Origin of the sequence: Luteitalea sp., from assembly GCF_044337415.1 — a bacterium.
GTDB lineage: Bacteria > Acidobacteriota > Vicinamibacteria > Vicinamibacterales > Vicinamibacteraceae > Luteitalea.
Genome location: NZ_JBIINP010000024.1, coordinates 17904 through 33874, shown reverse-complemented (window position 1 = coordinate 33874; position 15971 = coordinate 17904). Strand labels below are relative to the sequence as shown.

The window sequence follows — 15971 nt, the reverse complement described above, 5'->3', positions numbered from 1 at the left end:
GGTCGAAGGACTGCAGCCGCCGGGCTACAGGCTACCTGAAGGCGAAGTGAAATCGAAAGTCATTCCGCATCCGGGGGCGTCACGCGCGCCATCCAGCTGCGGTAGTCGTCGAAGCCGACCGCCGCCTGCCGCGCTCGCGCGCGGGCCAGCAACGCGTCGGCTGCGGCGGCCGGCAAGGGGGCCTTGCCGTCGAGGTACGTGGCGACCTGCTCGACGGCAGCCTCGGCGCGCGCCTCGGCGCCTGTCGCCAGGCCGCTGACGTCGCGGGAGGCGTCTGGCGACTGGATGCCGAGGTAGTGCTCGAGGAGGTGCCGGGCGACGTCCTTGGCGTGGAGCTCGGACGCCTTGATGTTGCCGCGTCCGGTGACCACGTTGCCGACGCCGAAGACTCCGGGCACGGGGGCATACGCGCCCGTACCCCAGTCGGCATAGTCGTAGAACGTCCCCTTCATGACGATGCCGGGCAGCGGCTCGGGCAGGCTGCCGATGGCGCTGACGACCAGCGGGCTCCGCAACTCGAACGGCTTGTCAGGGACGGGCACGGCCTTGCCGTCGCGCATCTCGGTCTCGACGAAGCGCACGCCGGCCACGTGGTCGTCCTCGATCAGGAGCGCCGTCGGCAGCGCCATGGGACGCACCCGGAACAGGAACTTCTCCTGCGCCTTGGCCAGCATCTTCTTGCGCACGGCCTCGATTTTCAGGACCTGCTCGGGCGTCGCGCCGTCGGGAGGCGTGGCGAGCGGCATGTCCTCGACGCGCCGCCGGTAGAGCAGCCACGCGTCCTCCACGCCGAGCTCGCGCGGGTCGGCGATGCCGTGGGCCGTGCAGGTGGCCGGGATGCCGGCGTGCTCGAGGTCGTGCATCGAGACGTCGATGCCGCGGCCGCGCAGTGCGCGGCCGTAGGTCTCGAGCTGGAAGACCTTGACGACGTCGATGGACGCCAGGCCGCCGCCGATACAGAGGGCACCCACAGGGACGTCGTACCGTCGTCCGGCGTAGCCCGCCTCGCAAGCGTGATTGAACCAGTAGATGAAGGGGTTCTGGTAGACCAGGCCGCGGTCGACCCAGCGGTCGGCCTCGGGCACATCGAGGGGACGGTCGCGCCAGGCGCCATTGGCGAGGAGTACCGCACTGAAGCCCCAGGTGGTGACGTCCTCGAAGGTGATGTCGGCGCCGAGGCGGGTGCGCGGCACGAAATGCACGCCCGGCTTGTCGAGGCGGCCGTCGATTCGCCGGTACTCCATGCGGCGCTGGTCCCGGTGCCAGCGGGGCAGGCCGTCCTCGATCTTGCCGTACGGGCGGAGGTTCTGCTCGAACACCACGACCTCGACGCCTCTGGCTGCGAGCAGATCCGCCGCCGTCGAGCCCGCGCATGCCCCTCCGAAGATCGCCACCACGTGCCTGTTCGTGTCGCCCATTGCTTATGTGACCTCCGGCCGCGGCGCGTCGGGCACCCGTTGCCCGACGTCCACGACGATGCGTTGCCACTTGCCCTGGCGGAAGCGGGCGATCGACAGCAGGCACCGCGTCATGTGCCCGACGACGATGGCGCGCCAGATGTCCACCGGCTCGAAGGTGCCGACGCGCTGCCAGAGCGCGCACAAGCCGAGGGGGATGAGGACCTGCGAGACGATCGAGATGTACAGCGGGCTGCGGGTGTCGCCCGAGCCTTGCAGGGCGCCGGTGTAGGCGAGCGCCACGGTGACGAACAACCCCGAGACGGCGAGGTGACGCAGCAGGCTGCGGCCGAGCGCGCCGGTGACCGGGTCGTCGACGCCGAAGATGGCCAGGAGCGGCCCGGGAATCGTGACGAACAGCAGGCCGACGCCCACGGCCACGGCAAACGCGATACGCGAGCTGACGCCCACGGCCTGCCACGCCCGGTCGACCTTGCCGGCGCCGAGGTTCTGGCCGACGACGGCGGCGGTGGCGCCCATCACGCCCACCGACGTGAAGGTGATGAGCGAGAACAGTTCGGTGTAGGAGATGGCGTAGGCCGCCTGCGCGTGGGCACTCTGCGGGAGCGCGCCGATGAAGCGCAGCAGGAACACGCCGCCGACGTTCATCGCCACGCCCTGGAACCCGGTCGGCAGGCCGAACTTGAAGAGCTGCCGGATGATGGCCCAATCCGGGCGCAGGGCGGTGAGGCTTGGCAGGTGGATGGCCGCCGTCGGGGACCGCATGGCGGCGATGCCCAGGGCCGCGACGATCAGCGAGGCCGACACGGTGCCCATGGCGGCACCGGTCGCGCCGAAGGCCGGGATGGGGCCGGCGCCGCGGATCAGGATGACGTTGAAGAGGACGTTGAGCGCGGTGAGCACGACCCCGAGGCGGAGCGGCGTGCGTGGGTCGCCAGCCGCCCTGAAGGCGCCGCCCAGCAGGAAGAACGTGAGCAGGCCGATACCGCCGAGGAACATCAGCCGCAGGAACGGCAGGGCCGCCTCGCGCACTTCGGGGGCCGCATTGACGAACAGGAGCAGGCGCGGTGACAGGAGGTAGCCGACCGGCGCCATGATGCCCCCGGCCAGCACCAGGGAGACGAGGAAGGCCTGGCCGACGACATGGTCCACCGCATCGCGGTCCCCGGCCCCGGCAAATCGCGCCACCAGGACACTCATGCCGGCATACAACGAGCTGATGAAGACGATGACGACCAGGAAGATCTGCCAACTGACGCCGATGGCGGCGTTGGCGGTGAAGCCGACGAAGTGGCCCACCAGCGCGTGATCGATGATGCCTTGCAGCCCCCCGATGGCGTTCTGCAGCATCGTCGGCCAGGCGATGCGCCACACGGCCCGGCTGAGGGACCCCTCGATGATCGAGCGGTCGAAGTGCGTCGGGCGCGGTGGCGGCATGCGGCTACACGATAGCCCGACCGCCCCGACCGGTCGAGGCGAAACGCTTCCAGAAGGTCGGGATCAGCGGGTAGACTACCGATTCTGTCGCGCGGCCGCCTGCCGCGCTGGAACATTTCCGGAGAACGCGCAGCCATGTCCCTCTTCGATCGCTTCCGGCAGCCCAAGTGGAAGCATGCCGATGCGGCCGTCCGGCTCGAGGCAGTCAACGAGCTCGGTGACGACGCCCAGGACGTGCTGCGCACGCTGGCCCGCGAGGACGCCGACGCGGCCGTCCGCCGCCGCGCCGTGGCGCGCGTGGAGGACATCGGGACGCTCGCCAGCGTCGCCCGCGGCGACATGGATGAGGGCGTGCGTGCCGAGGCGCGCAAGCTGCTGATGGACCTGGCCACCGACGGCGGCGACGAGGCCGAGGCGCTCCAGGCGCTCGGCGGCCTTGACGACGAGCGTGACCTCGCCGTGATTGCGCGCACGACGGAGGCCGAGGCGGTGGGGCTTGCCGCGCTGCGCCGCCTGGCGGCGCCGCGCCTGATCGGCAGCGTGGCGGGTCGGGCGGCCGGCGGCGGTATTCGCCTGGCTGCGCTTGCGTTGATCGCCGATCCTGCCGAGCGGCTCCTCGTGGCGCTCAACAGCGAGCACAAGGACGTGGCCCTGTCGGCGCTGGAGTCGGTGACCGACGCGGAGGCCCTGGAGCAGGTAGCCAGCCGCGCGAAGAACAAGCTGGTGTCGCGGCGCGCCCGGGCCCGCTTGCGTGAGCAGCAGCCGGCCGTCGTCGAAGCGCCGGCGCCCGCGGGCGAGTTGAGCCTCGAGCGCCTGTGCGAGATGGTGGAAGGCCTGGCCCGGGAGGTGCGTCCGGATGCCGTGCAGGCGCCCCTGGACGCCGCGGTCGAGGCCTGGCAGACGCTTGCGGGTGGCGAGGGCGAGACATCGCTGCTCCAGACCCGGTTCGACGCCGCGGTGGCTGCCGCCCGCGCCCGGGTGGAGCAGTTGCGGGCAGAGGTCGCGGCTGCACAGGCCGAGGCGGAGGCGCGCGCCGCAAAGGATGCGCGTCGTGCCGAGGTCTGCGCGACGCTCGAAGGCTACACGGGCGACGACATCGAGGACGCGGTCACGGCCGCCCAGGCGGCATGGGGCACGCTCGATGCGGAGCACGAGCCGGGCAGCGATGCCGTGAACCAGCGCTTCCTGGCCGCGATCGCCGGGCAACGCGCGCGTCTCGCCGCACGCCTGGCCAACGCCGAGCGGCACGCACAGCTGGCGACGCTGGCCGAGGAGGCCGAGCAGCTGGCTGCCGTGGACGACCTGGCGAGTGCGCACAAGCGGTGGGCCGAGTTGTTGAAGCGCTGGACTTCGCTGGCGCAGGATGGCACTGCCGTCGACCCCGTCCTCGTGGCGCGCGTGAAGGCCGCAGAGGGCACCATCGCGACCCGCACGGCGGCCGTCCGCGAGCATGAGGCGACCGCCCGGGCAGAGAACCTCAAGCGGGCGCTCGAGTCCGTGGAGCGTCTCGAAGCCGTGGCCGCGCGAGAGGACCTGCCGCTCAAGGATGCTGACCAGGCCTTGCGTGACGCCCGCACGACCGCCGAGCAGCTCGGCGCCCTGCCGTCGCGCGACGACCAGGCGGGCGTCGTGGAGCGCCTGAAGAAGGTGCAGGCGCGCCTGATGGACGTCGTGCGCGACCTGCGGAGCGCCGACGACTGGAAGCGCTGGGCCAACGCGACCGTGCAGCAGGAGCTGTGTGAGAAGGTCGAGGCGCTCGCGCAGGTCGAGGCCCTGCCCGAGGTGGCCAGGCAGCTCAAGGAACTCCGTGTGCTCTGGAAGCAGGCCAGCGCCGGCCCGCGCGGGGCCGAGGGCGACGCCCTCTGGCAGCGCTTCAAGGCCGGCGCCGATGCGGCGCAGGTCCGCGCCGACGCCTGGTTCGCGCAGCGGCAGGTGGAGGATGCGGCCGTCCTGCAGGAGAAGGCGCAGTTGGCCGAGCAGGCCGAAGCCCTCGCCGAGTCGAGCGACTGGCTCAAGACGGCCGATGCCCTCAAGGCGCTGCAGCAGCGGTGGAACACGCTGGGCCACGCGCCGCGGGGTGACGAGGGCAAGGCGCTCAACAACCGCTTCCGGGCGGCCTGCGACCGGTTCTTCACGCGTCGCAAGGAGGACCTGTCGCAGCGCAAGGACGTGTGGAGCGCCAACCAGGCGGTGAAGGAGGACCTGATCGCGCAGGCCGAGGCGATCGCCGAGTCCACCGACTGGCAGGCGGGCGTCGAGAAGATCAAGGCGCTCCAGGCGACGTGGAAGGCCAGCGGGCCGGTGAAGCGGCAGAAGTCGGAACAGCTGTGGCAGAAGTTCCGCGCCGCATGCGATCGCTTCTTCGAGCGCTACAAGAATCGGCACCAGGTCGAGTTCGACAGTCGCCGCGTGAGCCGTGAGCAGGCGTTGGCCGAGTTCGAGGCGCTGGCGTCGGCCGAGGGCGAGGCCCTGGAGGGCGCGACGGTGCTGGCGCAGGCCGAGCAGGCCTGGCAGGCCTGGCGCAATGGCCCACCGCTGCCGCGCGACGTCGTCACGCCGATGCAGGAGCGTTTCGCCGCCGCCGCCGCGACGCTGGTCGAGCGGTACCCGGACGCGTTCCGCCAGTCGACATTCGACGCGGCCGTGACGCGGGCCCGCATGACCGAACTCGTGCAGCAGGTCGAGCAGCTCGGCGTGCCCCAGCAGGCGCCCCAGGCGGCAGTGCAGGCCGCGCCCGCCGTGGCGCTGGCGACGATGCTGAAGGAGGCCCTCGCCTCCAACACCATCGGCGGCCGCGTCGACGACCAGACGAAGCGTCGCGCGGCGCAGGAGTCGGTGCGCGTCGCCCGCGGGGCCTGGGCCCGCCTCGGCCCGCTCGCCGGCCCGGAGGCCGCCGACCTGGAGCGCCGCTTCGCCGCGGCGTGCCGTCGCTTCGACGATCCGCGGGAAGAGCGCGGGGACCGCGGGGACCGTGGCGACCGCCGCGGCCCCAGACCGCCGCGCGGTCCGCGGCACGACGACAAGGGTAGAAGAGCAGAAGGGTAGAAGGTAAGAAGGCAGAGCGGGAAGGGCGAAGGGGCGAAGGAAGAAGCCAGCAAGACGCAAGGCCAGTGGCCGCGCTGCTGGTGACTTGCTTCGCCCCTTGTGTGTCAGGGCTTCGCCCTTCCGCCTTCCCGCCCTGCCTTCTGCTCTTCTACTCTTCTTTCCTTCTACTCTTCCGCTCTACCTGTCGTTCGGGTCCTCGAGGTATGTGTACCCGTGGAGGCCTTCCTCGTAGAACCTGAGGAGGCGACCCGACTCGAGGTAGTCGAGGTGGCCGGCGCGCACGGCGGCTTCCACGTCCATGCGCATCTTGCCGAGCAGGTGTTCGACGTCGAACTCCACGTAGTCGAGCACTTCCTTCACGGTGTCGCCCTTGATGACCGCGTCGAGGACGACCTCTTCCTTGTCGTTCAGCGAGACGTGCACCGCGTGCGTGTCGCCGAACAGGTTGTGCAGGTCGCCGAGGATCTCCTGGTAGGCGCCCACCATGAACACGCCGAGCAGGTACGGCTCGTCCTTGATCGTGTGCAGGGGCAGCGTCTTCTTGACGTCGCGCCGATCGATGAACTGATCGATCTTGCCGTCGGAGTCGCAGGTGATGTCGCCGAGCACCGCATGCTGCGTCGGCCGCTCGTCGAGGCGGTGGATGGGCATCACCGGGAACAGCTGGCCGATCGCCCAGCTGTCCGGGATCGACTGGAACAGCGAGAAGTTGCAGAAGTACGTGTCCGACAGCATCTCGTCGAGCGACTGCAGGTCCTCGGGCACGTGATCGAGGCCCGCGACCAGCTTCTGCAGCTTGACGCAGATGTGCCAGTAGAGGTTCTCGGCGTGGCAGCGCTGCTCCAGCGACAGGTAGCCGGCCGAGAACAGGTTCATCGCCATGTCGAGCGCGGCCTGCGCGTCGTGGTAGCTCTCGAGCGCGTTGCGGCCCGTCAGGTTTCTCAGCGTCTCGATGAGGTCGGCGACCGGTTGCTCGAGGTCGTCGGTGACCTCCTCGGGCACGCGTTCCTCGCCGAACTCCGATACGCCCAGCACGTTGAACACCAGCAGGCTGTGGTACGCCGCGATCGCGCGGCCGCTCTCCGACACGATCGTCGGATGGGGGACCGACATCTCGTCGCAGATCTGCTGCAGGTGGTACACCACGTCGTTGGCGTACTCCTGCAGCGTGTAGTTCATGCTGGACTCGAAGTTGGTCTGCGAGCCGTCGTAGTCGACGCCCAGGCCGCCGCCCACGTCCATGTACTGCAGGCCGGCACCGGCCTTGTGGAGCTCGCAGTAGATGCGGGCCGCCTCGACCAGCGCACCCTTGACGATGCGGATGTTGGGAATCTGGCTGCCGAGGTGGAAGTGGAGGAGCTTGAAGCAGTCCTCCATGCCGCGCGACTTGAGTTCCTCGAAGCCGCGCATGATCTCGGTGACGGTGAGGCCGAACTTGGAGCGGTAGCCTCCCGAACTCTGCCAGCGGCCGCTGCCGCGCGCCGCCAGCTTGACGCGGAAGCCGATCTGCGGGCGCACGCCGACCTTCTCGGCGTAGTCGAGGATCAGCTGGAGCTCGGTGTACTTCTCGACGACGGGGATGATGTTGCGCCCGATCTTCTGGGCCAGCATCGCCATCTCGACGAACTCGGCGTCCTTGAAGCCGTTGCAGATGATCGGCGTGTCGTTGGAGGCCAGCGCCGCCACGGCCATCAGCTCCGGCTTGCTGCCGGCCTCGATGCCGAAGTTGTACGGCCGGCCGAACTCGAGGACCTCCTCGACGACCTGCCGCTGCTGGTTCACCTTGATCGGGTACACGCACGTGTACTTGCCCGTGTACTGGTGCTGCTGGATCGCCGCCTGGAAGGCGTCGTGGATGTCGCCCAGGCGGTGCTTGAGGATGTCGGGGAAGCGGACCAGGATCGGCAGGTTGATGCCGCGCATCTGGAGCCGATCCATCAGCTCCTTCAGGTCGATCGCCCGCGATCGATCCTTGGTCGGATGCACCAGCACGTGGCCGTTGCTCCCGATCGAGAAGTAACCGTTGCCCCAGCGATCGATGTCGTACAGCTCGGTCGCGTCGACGGCGGTCCAGGAGTCAGTGGCGCTGGTGCCCGGCAGGGCGCGAGGCGAGACCGTGGTCATCCGGACATCATGAGGTCAGCCATCGCCGTGGGCAAGCGGTTTCAGGCCGGCCACGTGCGCCGACGCCGCGCTGCGGGTGATTCGGCCGTGGGTGGCGCCGCCACACCGCGGCGAAGGCGACTACTTCTGCCTGCGGTACTGCGCCACGCGCACGGCGGCGTCGACGCTGCGGGTCTCGACCTTGGCGTTCACGATGCCGCCTTCCTCGAGCACGAGCCGCGGCGCGGCGATCTGCCCCTGGACGCGCGCCCCGTTGCGGATGTCGACGATCTCGGTGGCCGTGAACTTGCCCGTGGCTTCCCCGAGCATCGTGACGTCGCGCGCCAGCACGTCGGCGTCGACATGCGCCTCGGCTTCGAGGCGGACGCAGTGGTCCGGGGCGGCGAGGTGACCGCGCAGCGTGCCGTGGATGAAGAGGTCCTCGTCGGCGCTGACCGAGCCGATGATCACCACCGTGGGGCCGAGCACGGACGGACGGGGTTGGGGCGACGAGGGCGTGGGCAGGCTGGACATCGATCTTTCGGCGTGGACGCAGGGCGTGGCCGGCGCCGACGAGCGTGTGGCGCGCCATGCCCGACACGGCATCGTAGCCGCTTGGACGCCGAGAGGGAAGGGACGCGGCTACGGCAGGGCCGGCGGCAGGCGCCGGCCCCCTGAGCGGCCTACTTCGTGGCCGGCCGCGGTCGGTTGCGGTACTTCTCGTAGAGCTCGGTGTGCCTGGAGGCGAGTGGCGCCGGCACGCCCTTGATGAAGACGTGCGTCACCGTGCTGCGAATCTCCAGGGGGGCGCCTCGCGTGACGACGAGGTTCGCGACCTTGCCTGGCTCGATGGAGCCGACCTGGTCGTCGAGGCCCAGGATGCGTGCCGGGGCGAGCGTGATGGCGCGCAGCGCCGCATCGCGTGGCAAGCCGAAGCCGACGGCCGTGCCGATCTCGTAGGGCAGGTTGCGCACGTCCGACGAGCTGTAGGTCGACAGCGCGAAGGCGACACCCGCCTTGTGCAGCGCGCCCGGCGCGCTCATCGTCGTGTCGTAGGGGTCGTCGTCGGAGGGCGGCAGGGCCTGCGTCGGCCCGAGGATGACGGGCACCTGCTTCTCGGCCAGCCACCCCGCAAGCTTCCAGGCTTCGGCGGCTCCCACCAGCACCATCTTCTGCTTGTGGGTGTCGACGAAGAACGCCACGGCCTCGCGGATGTCGCGCTCGCGGTCGGCCCGCACGAGCCACGGCCGTTCGCCAGCCACCACCGGACCGAGCGCCTCGAGCTTGTGGTTGCGCCCGATGCGGTCGCCGCCGGTGGCTCGCGCGGCACGGTAGTCGCGCGCGTCGGCGATCCAGCGCGCCAGCTCACGCGTCTGCCGTGCCTGCTCCTCGCGGGCTTCCCGATAGGGCCGCGTGCGGAGCGTGAACGTGGCGGGGTCGAACGAGCGACCGCCCGCGGTCGGCCAGCTCACCACCATGCCCACCGACCGCCGGAGCAGCATCTCCTCGACGGTCCAGCCATCGAGGTGGATGGCCGACGCCTGCCCGCCGATGACGGGGCCGTTGCCGCCCGCGCCAGGCGCGGAGACCGCGTGGGTGACGCCGTTCACGCGCGCCACGGGAATGTGCTCGGTCGAGGGGTGGATGGCCGTCGCGGCGTCGACCTGCGGCGCGAACGCCCCGACCTCGGTGCTGTCGTTGGTCGCGGCGGCCGCGCTGATCTCGGTGAGCCCCAGCTGGCTCATCGCATCGAAGAACCCGGGCGCGACCTCGAGGCCGGCGCCGTCGATCACCTCCGCGCCCGCGGGCACGGGGGCGGACGGCCCCACCGACAGGATGCGGCCGTCGGCGATGACGACCGTCGCGTTCTCGAGGACCGCGCCAGACACGGTGTGGACGCGCGCGCCTCGAATGGCGTACGTCGAGGCCCGTGCCTGCGCGTGGGCCGGGGCCGTGCCCAACTGCGTCGCGGCGATCGCCAGCGCGAAGGCGGGCGCGAGGATGTGGCGGGCGCGCGTCATCGACGGACCTCCAGGGCAGGCGTGGTCTCGGCCTTCGGCGTGGTGTCCGGGCCCCCGGGGCGGGCGGCCGGCGCGGTGGCCTTCTCCTTGTCCTTCAGCTCCCTCTTGCGGCGCGCGCGCACCTCGCGCTGCTCGAGGTCCTTCTGGCGGTCGAAGTACACGGTGCCATCGACCAGTACCTGCTGCGGCACGGCGTACGTGCTGAGCGGGTGCGTGTCGTAGATGACCAGGTCGGCGTCCTTGCCGACCTCGATCGAGCCGACCCGCTTGTCGATGCCCAGTTGCAGCGCCGGGTTGATCGTGATCATCCGCAGGGCCTGCTCCTCGGTCATGCCGCCGTACTTCATCGTCTTGGCAGCTTCCTGGTTGAGGTGCCGATGCTCCTCGGCGCTGTCGGAGTTGATCGAGACCACGACGCCGCGCTCGGTCATGAGGGCCGCGTTGTACGGGATGGCGTCGTAGGCCTCGAACTTGTAGGCCCACCAGTCCGAGAACGTGGACGCTCCCGCCCCGTGCCTGGCGATCTCGTCGGCGACCTTGTAGCCCTCGAGCACGTGCTGCAGCGTGGCGATGCGGAACTTGAACTCCTCGCCCAGGCGCAGCAACTGCAGGATCTCGTCGGCGCGGTAGCTGTGCGCGTGCACGAGTCGCTTGCCCTCGAGGATCTCGACGAGCGGCTCGAGCTTCAGGTCGCGGCGTGGCGCCTGCACGGTGCGGTCGCCGGCCTTGACGGCGGCGTCGTAGGCCTTCCACGTCGCCTGGTAGGCCCGCGCCTCGAGGAAGGCCTCGCGGATGACGTCGATCACGCCCATGCGCGTCGCCGGGTAGCGACGCTCGGCGGCGCCGCCACCACCGAAGTTCGCGCGCTTGGGGTTCTCGCCGAGCGCGAACTTGATGCCCGGAGGTGCGCCCTCGAGCAGCAGCCCCTGGGCGTCCTTGCCCCAGCGCAGCTTGATCACGGCGTTCTTGCCGCCGATCGCGTTGGCGCTGCCGTGCAGCACGTTGGCCGCGGTGACGCCGCCGGCCAGGCCCCGGTAGATGTCGATGTCGTCGGGATTGAGCACGTCCTCGATGCCGACCATCGAGGTCACCGAGAGGCTCGTCTCGTTCACGGCGCCGTCGATCGCGATGTGGCTGTGGGCATCGATGATGCCCGGCATCACGAAGCGCCCGGTCGCGTCGATCTCGGTCGCGCCGCGCGGCACCTCGACGTTCGTCCCGACGGCGGCGATGCGGCCGTTGCGGATCACGATGGACGCCTTCTCGAGGGTGCCCTTGGTCACCGTCAGGACCGTGGCATTGCGGATCACCGTCACCGGGCCGGCCGGCTGCGCATCGGCGCGAGCAGGCACGAGCCCGGCGGCGGCCGTGGCGGTGAGGACGAGGGTGGCCAGGCGCTTCATCGGCGATCTCCTTCCCCGGGACGGGGCGCACCACCGCGCGGCCCGGCGGGGCCGGCGGGCGCGGCGTCTGCGGGCACGTCGAAGCGGCGACCATCGACGAACACATGCTTGATGACGGGCTTGTCGCCGAGCAAGTCACCCTGCACGACAACGAGGTTGGCGACCTTGCCGGTCTCCAGGCTGCCGAGTCGATCGTTGACGCCGAAGATCTGCGCGGCATCGAGCGTCAGCGCGCGCAGCGCCGCGTCGGCCGGCAAGCCTGCCTTGACGGCCTTCCGGACATTGGCGAGGAACTCGGCGGGCGTCGCCAGGCCGTCCGAGTAGAAGGCGAACGGCACCTTCTGATCCACGAGTGCCTTGGGGGTGCCAGGCGCGCGATCGCGCAGTTCGAGCACCTGGAGCGCCTCATCCGCGTCGGGATCCGCGTCGCGCGGCTTCTCGGGCCAGCGCGCGCTGACGAGCACCGGGACGCGGGCCTTGGCCAACTGCGGGGCGGCTTCGAACCCGGCATGGGCGCCATAGATCACGGTGGGCACATCCAGTTCCCGGCCGAAAGCAATCGCGCGACTGATCTGGCGGGCACTCACGGCCGGCATGAGCACGGGGATCTTCGCCTGCAGGGCCTGCTGCAGCGCGAGCGTCGAGCGGTCGTGGTCGGGGCGCGCCTTGCCGCGCGGATCCTGCGCGTAGCGTCGCTGCCGTTCCGCGTCATCGCGCGTGTCGAGGAACACCTGCCGCACGTAGGCGATCACGCCCATCGGCGAGCCCGGGAAGGTGCCGCCCCCGGCTGGTGGCGACAGCGAGATCGGCAGGGCCGCGGGACTGCGCACGATGACGTCCTCGCGCCGCTCGCCGCTCAGGTTCACCACGGCGGCCTGCCCGGGGAAGACGCCGATGCGAGGCGCCGTGACGACGGTCGTGACGCCGCCATTGCGCCAGGTCTCGATGCGACGGTCGTCGGCGCGGAACTCGTCGGCGGCCTGGATCCACGGCGTGGTGCCCGGCCGATCCTCGGGCCCGCGAATCGGGCGCGTCGCCGGGCGTGGAGCCCCTGCGGGCGCACCCGGGGCGGCCCCGGCGGGCGGGCCCGCAGGCGCGCCGACGCCGACCTCGGAGAAGGTGTCGATCAACCCCGGATAGACGGTGAGGCCGGTGCCATCCATCACCACGGCCTCGGCGGGGATGTCGACGCGCGGACCGACGGCCTTGATCACGCCGTTGGCCAGCACGATGGTCCCGCTCTCGATTGGGGTGCCCGCGACGGGCACGATGCGGGCGTTGCGGATGGCTATTGGGGCGACCGGCTGGGCCAGCGCGCCGGCCGAGGCCAGCACACACCACAGTCCTGCCGCGGCGACGCGCGCGGGCGCAGCGATGAACAACGGAGCCTCCTCCTGCGAGAACGCGGGCGCAGCGCCCGGAAAGGTCGCGATGCTACCGTGCGCCTCCGCGCGGGGCAAGCGCGATCCGTGTCAGTGGTCGGCGTCCCGGGCCGCGTCCTGCGTCATCTGCGCCGCGACAATCACGAGGAGCGCAGCGCCTGCGTAGCCCAGCCACGCGACCAGGCCATCGCCAGGCGCCCGATTGCTGGGCAGCGCGCGACTCGCCAGGACGAGCGCGAGCGTGCCAAGATCGGCGGCAGCCCACACCAGGACCGGGCGCAGGACATGGGCCGACCGGTGCCAGAGCTGGCGACCGACCACGATGCCCAGCACGACCACCAGCATGCGCGCCGCGATCAACCCGCTGGCCATCCAGCCGACGCCGTCGACCAGGCGCGGCACCAGGCGCGTGAGCGTCGAGGCCAGCTCCAGCGGCGCGATCGCCACGAGCCAGGCGGTGGCGACGGCGCGCAGGACAAGACGGAGCAGATCACCCATGTTGCGACTCGTGGAGCGGCTGTTCGGCGAAGGACGCCTGCATGACCCGCGCACGCCGGCCTCGCCGACGGCGGTGGCGTACGAACTCGACGTCTATCGCGACTGGCATGTCGACGGGGCCGAACTCCAGCCCGGGGAATGGGTGATCGAGGGCCACGTGCTCGCGCCCCCCGACGTCCTCACGGCGTGGCGGGGACGGGGCGATTCCTTCTCGTTGCACATGGACGATGGTCGGCAGCTCCAGGTCTTCATCCTCGACGGCGAGGGCCGCGTGGTCAACGTCGAGGGCACGTCGTTCACGACGACGGTGCCATGACGCGGATGAACGGTCCCGGACGGGCACGACGGGCGGCCTTCCGCATGGTACGACGTGACCAGCATGGATGAACTCCCCCTTGTCTACGTGCGTCTCGTGCTGGCGCTGGGCGTGCACGACCCCGACGCCGTCGACGCGTACTACGGCCCGCCCGACCTGCAGGCCGAGGCGACCGCGGCGGCACGCCCGCTTGCCGACGTGACACGCGACATCGCCGCCCTGCGCGCGTCGCTGGACGCCCTCGCGATGCCCACCCTGCCCGACGCCGCCTGGCGGCTCGAGATGCTTCGGGCTCAGGCCAGGGCGCTCGCCACGCGTGCCGCCATCCGCGGCGGCCAGCGCGTGTCGTTCGACGAGGAGTCGGCCGCGCTCTACGACGCAGTGGCGCCGACGCACACCGAGGAGTACTTCGCGAGCAGCCTGCCGAGCGTGATCTTGCTCGTGTTGTCGGAGGCCGTCGACCCCGTCGCCCAGCCTGTGCCCGCTGCCGGGACGAACGTCGCCGTGGCGGTGATCGAGTACTTGAACGGATAGAAGTTGAAGGGGTCGCCCGGTTCGCTCCACTCGACGGGCGTCACCGCGCAGATGGCCTCGCCATCGGACACCACCGACTCCTGGCAGGTGCCCAGCCCCTGCGCCGCGTCTGGCGGCCCCTCGTGGGTCAGCGTCCACACGACGCTGCCCGTCGGCGGCACCGTGGTGCCGGCCGGAGAGACCCTGGCCTTGAACACCACCATGTCGCCGAAGACCGCCGGCGCAGGGCCACCGGGGACCGACGTCGCGTTATCGGTGACGGTCACCGTGGTTGCCGCACCCGCCACGGCGCCGGAGGCGGGGGTGGTGGTGGCCGAGGCGAGGTGCGTCAGGCTGCCGCTGTAGGCGGCTGACACGCTGAGCACGCCGGCCAACTGCGGGCTGAAGCTGCAGGTGCCCTGTCCACTGGCATCGAGCGCCAACGCAGCGCACGAGGACGGCAGTGAGAGGGCGGCCCCATCCAGGGTGGCCGTCAACGTGACGGTGCCGCCCTGCGGCACGGGCGTGACCGCCGCCCGCAGGACGACCGGCTGGTAGGCGGTGGGGGCAGCCGTGACGATGCCGGCCGTCGTCGTGGTGGCGACCGGCACGATCGGCGTCACGCTGACTGTCGAGCGGGCCGTCGAGGCGGCAAACAGGCTGCTGCCCGAGTACGAGGCACTGAATTTGTAGGTGCCGACGTTCGTGGGCACGAAGCTGCACGTCGCCGTTCCCGCCGTCACGGGGACGGCGGTGCACCCGGGCAGCGGCACGGCATTCTTGCCGGTCGCGGTGAAGGTGATGGTGCCGCTATCGGGCACCGGGCTGACGGTGGCGCTGAGAGTGAGGGGCAGGCCGGCGAAGCTCGTGGGCGGAACGACAAGGCTTGTGGACGTCTTGGTCAGGCGCTGCGCGGCAGCGTCGGGCGCGGCGAGGAGAAGGACGGCAATGAACGTCGAGATGCCGCCGAGGACGCCGAGACCGCGGCGACCTGGAGAGCGGTGAATCTGAGCCATGGGGTGAGGAGAAGAAGGGCGCATATCCGGGCAAGCAACGTTGGGAGGGAAAACCTGCCATGGGCCTTGCCGCGCGGCATTCTGGCGTGGGTGGTGCGCCTCGGGTGCGAGCCGTCGGGTGGCTGCCGCGCACGTCGGCGGTCGCGAAGCGTTCCCGTGTAGCGATAGAGTGGTGTGATGGGTCTGCTCGACGAGTTCACGCACGAGTACGTGCCGGCGCAGGCGGGCGCGACGACGACGCTGGTCCTCCTGCACGGCACCGGCGGCGACGAGCGCGACCTGCTGCCGCTCGGCAAGGCGCTCCACCCGACGGCGGCCTTGCTCAGTCCCCGCGGACGCGTGCTCGAAGGCGCCATGCCGCGCTTCTTCCGTCGCTTTGCCGAAGGGCGCTTCGACCTCGACGACGTGCGGGTGCGTGCTGGCGAGCTGGCGACGTTCCTCGACGAGGCGGCCGCGCACTACGGTCTCGACCGGCAGCGCATGGTGGCCGTCGGTTACTCCAACGGCGCCAATATCGCCCACGCGACGATGCTGCTGCATCCCGAGAGTCTGGCCGGTGCTGCGCTGTTGCACGCGCAGTTGGTGATCACGCCCGAGCCACTGCCGTCGCTCGCCGGGCACGCCGTGTTCCTCGCGGCAGGGCAGGCCGACCCCATCGTGCCATTCGGAGAAGCACGCAAGCTGGCCGACGTGCTCACCGCGGCGGGGGCCACCGTGACGCCGTTCTGGTCGACTGGCGGCCACAACCTGACGCGCGACGATGTGGCGCACGCGCAGGCCTGGCTGAACTCCGCGGGCTTTGGCTCGTAAGATCTTGTG

General features: G+C 70.8%; 12 protein-coding genes. 3 read left to right on the top strand and 9 right to left on the bottom strand.

Going from position 1 to position 15971, the window contains the following annotated elements:
• Positions 1–59: 59 nt before the first annotated feature.
• Together ACIRDX_RS06660 and ACIRDX_RS06655 are read right to left on the bottom strand one after the other, a co-directional pair.
• Positions 60–1418, bottom strand: coding sequence for a hypothetical protein (locus tag ACIRDX_RS06660; RefSeq protein ID WP_396624620.1), 1359 nt, complete (start codon positions 1416–1418; stop codon positions 60–62).
• Positions 1419–1421: 3 nt separating this feature from the next.
• Complete coding sequence (locus ACIRDX_RS06655; RefSeq protein ID WP_396624619.1) at positions 1422–2855, bottom strand: MATE family efflux transporter; 1434 nt, start codon at positions 2853–2855, stop codon at positions 1422–1424.
• A gap of 135 nt (positions 2856–2990) precedes the next feature.
• On the opposite strand from ACIRDX_RS06655, the gene ACIRDX_RS06650 reads away from it, so the two are divergent.
• Positions 2991–5900: a DUF349 domain-containing protein gene (locus tag ACIRDX_RS06650; RefSeq protein WP_396624618.1), complete on the top strand. Its 2910-nt coding sequence runs from the start codon at positions 2991–2993 to the stop codon at positions 5898–5900.
• 177 nt (positions 5901–6077) lie between these two features.
• Here ACIRDX_RS06650 and speA read toward each other — a convergent pair whose 3' ends face one another.
• The 6 genes from speA to ACIRDX_RS06620 all read right to left on the bottom strand — a co-directional run bounded on the left by speA (position 6078) and on the right by ACIRDX_RS06620 (position 13307).
• Positions 6078–8024, bottom strand: a complete 1947-nt coding sequence (gene speA, locus ACIRDX_RS06645; protein WP_396624617.1) for a biosynthetic arginine decarboxylase — start codon at positions 8022–8024, stop codon at positions 6078–6080.
• 120 nt (positions 8025–8144) lie between these two features.
• Complete coding sequence (locus ACIRDX_RS06640) at positions 8145–8537, bottom strand: polymer-forming cytoskeletal protein (protein WP_396624616.1); 393 nt, start codon at positions 8535–8537, stop codon at positions 8145–8147.
• A gap of 149 nt (positions 8538–8686) precedes the next feature.
• Positions 8687–10024, bottom strand: a complete 1338-nt coding sequence (locus tag ACIRDX_RS06635; RefSeq protein WP_396624615.1) for an amidohydrolase family protein — start codon at positions 10022–10024, stop codon at positions 8687–8689.
• Complete coding sequence (locus ACIRDX_RS06630; protein ID WP_396624614.1) at positions 10021–11427, bottom strand: amidohydrolase; 1407 nt, start codon at positions 11425–11427, stop codon at positions 10021–10023. The genes ACIRDX_RS06635 and ACIRDX_RS06630 overlap by 4 nt, the downstream gene beginning before the upstream one ends.
• Positions 11424–12809: an amidohydrolase family protein gene (locus tag ACIRDX_RS06625; protein WP_396624613.1), complete on the bottom strand. Its 1386-nt coding sequence runs from the start codon at positions 12807–12809 to the stop codon at positions 11424–11426. Before ACIRDX_RS06625 ends, ACIRDX_RS06630 begins: the two co-directional genes overlap by 4 nt.
• A gap of 90 nt (positions 12810–12899) precedes the next feature.
• Positions 12900–13307, bottom strand: coding sequence for a hypothetical protein (locus ACIRDX_RS06620; RefSeq protein ID WP_396624612.1), 408 nt, complete (start codon positions 13305–13307; stop codon positions 12900–12902).
• On the opposite strand from ACIRDX_RS06620, the gene ACIRDX_RS06615 reads away from it, so the two are divergent.
• Positions 13306–13623: a hypothetical protein gene (locus ACIRDX_RS06615; protein ID WP_396624611.1), complete on the top strand. Its 318-nt coding sequence runs from the start codon at positions 13306–13308 to the stop codon at positions 13621–13623. The two genes, ACIRDX_RS06620 and ACIRDX_RS06615, sit on opposite strands and share 2 nt — an antisense overlap.
• Positions 13624–13994: 371 nt before the next feature.
• Here the strand turns inward: ACIRDX_RS06615 and ACIRDX_RS06610 are convergent, their stop codons facing one another.
• Positions 13995–15152 carry an Ig-like domain-containing protein gene (locus tag ACIRDX_RS06610; protein ID WP_396624610.1) on the bottom strand — a complete coding sequence of 386 codons (1158 nt, stop codon included), beginning with the start codon at positions 15150–15152 and terminating at the stop codon, positions 13995–13997.
• 177 nt (positions 15153–15329) lie between these two features.
• Between ACIRDX_RS06610 and ACIRDX_RS06605 the strand changes: the two genes are divergently transcribed.
• Positions 15330–15962: an alpha/beta hydrolase gene (locus ACIRDX_RS06605; protein WP_396624609.1), complete on the top strand. Its 633-nt coding sequence runs from the start codon at positions 15330–15332 to the stop codon at positions 15960–15962.
• Positions 15963–15971: the final 9 nt, after the last annotated feature.

Excerpts from the sequence above, each read along its gene's own strand:
- ACIRDX_RS06660 (WP_396624620.1), bottom strand. The coding sequence starts at position 1,418 with ATGGGCGACACGAACAGGCACGTGGTGGCGATCTTCGGAGGGGCATGC.
- ACIRDX_RS06655 (WP_396624619.1), bottom strand. The coding sequence starts at position 2,855 with ATGCCGCCACCGCGCCCGACGCACTTCGACCGCTCGATCATCGAGGGG.
- ACIRDX_RS06650 (WP_396624618.1), top strand. The coding sequence starts at position 2,991 with ATGTCCCTCTTCGATCGCTTCCGGCAGCCCAAGTGGAAGCATGCCGAT.
- speA (WP_396624617.1), bottom strand. The coding sequence starts at position 8,024 with ATGACCACGGTCTCGCCTCGCGCCCTGCCGGGCACCAGCGCCACTGAC.
- ACIRDX_RS06640 (WP_396624616.1), bottom strand. The coding sequence starts at position 8,537 with ATGTCCAGCCTGCCCACGCCCTCGTCGCCCCAACCCCGTCCGTCCGTG.
- ACIRDX_RS06635 (WP_396624615.1), bottom strand. The coding sequence starts at position 10,024 with ATGACGCGCGCCCGCCACATCCTCGCGCCCGCCTTCGCGCTGGCGATC.
- ACIRDX_RS06630 (WP_396624614.1), bottom strand. The coding sequence starts at position 11,427 with ATGAAGCGCCTGGCCACCCTCGTCCTCACCGCCACGGCCGCCGCCGGG.
- ACIRDX_RS06615 (WP_396624611.1), top strand. The coding sequence starts at position 13,306 with ATGTTGCGACTCGTGGAGCGGCTGTTCGGCGAAGGACGCCTGCATGAC.
- ACIRDX_RS06620 (WP_396624612.1), bottom strand. The coding sequence starts at position 13,307 with ATGGGTGATCTGCTCCGTCTTGTCCTGCGCGCCGTCGCCACCGCCTGG.
- ACIRDX_RS06610 (WP_396624610.1), bottom strand. The coding sequence starts at position 15,152 with ATGGCTCAGATTCACCGCTCTCCAGGTCGCCGCGGTCTCGGCGTCCTC.
- ACIRDX_RS06605 (WP_396624609.1), top strand. The coding sequence starts at position 15,330 with ATGGGTCTGCTCGACGAGTTCACGCACGAGTACGTGCCGGCGCAGGCG.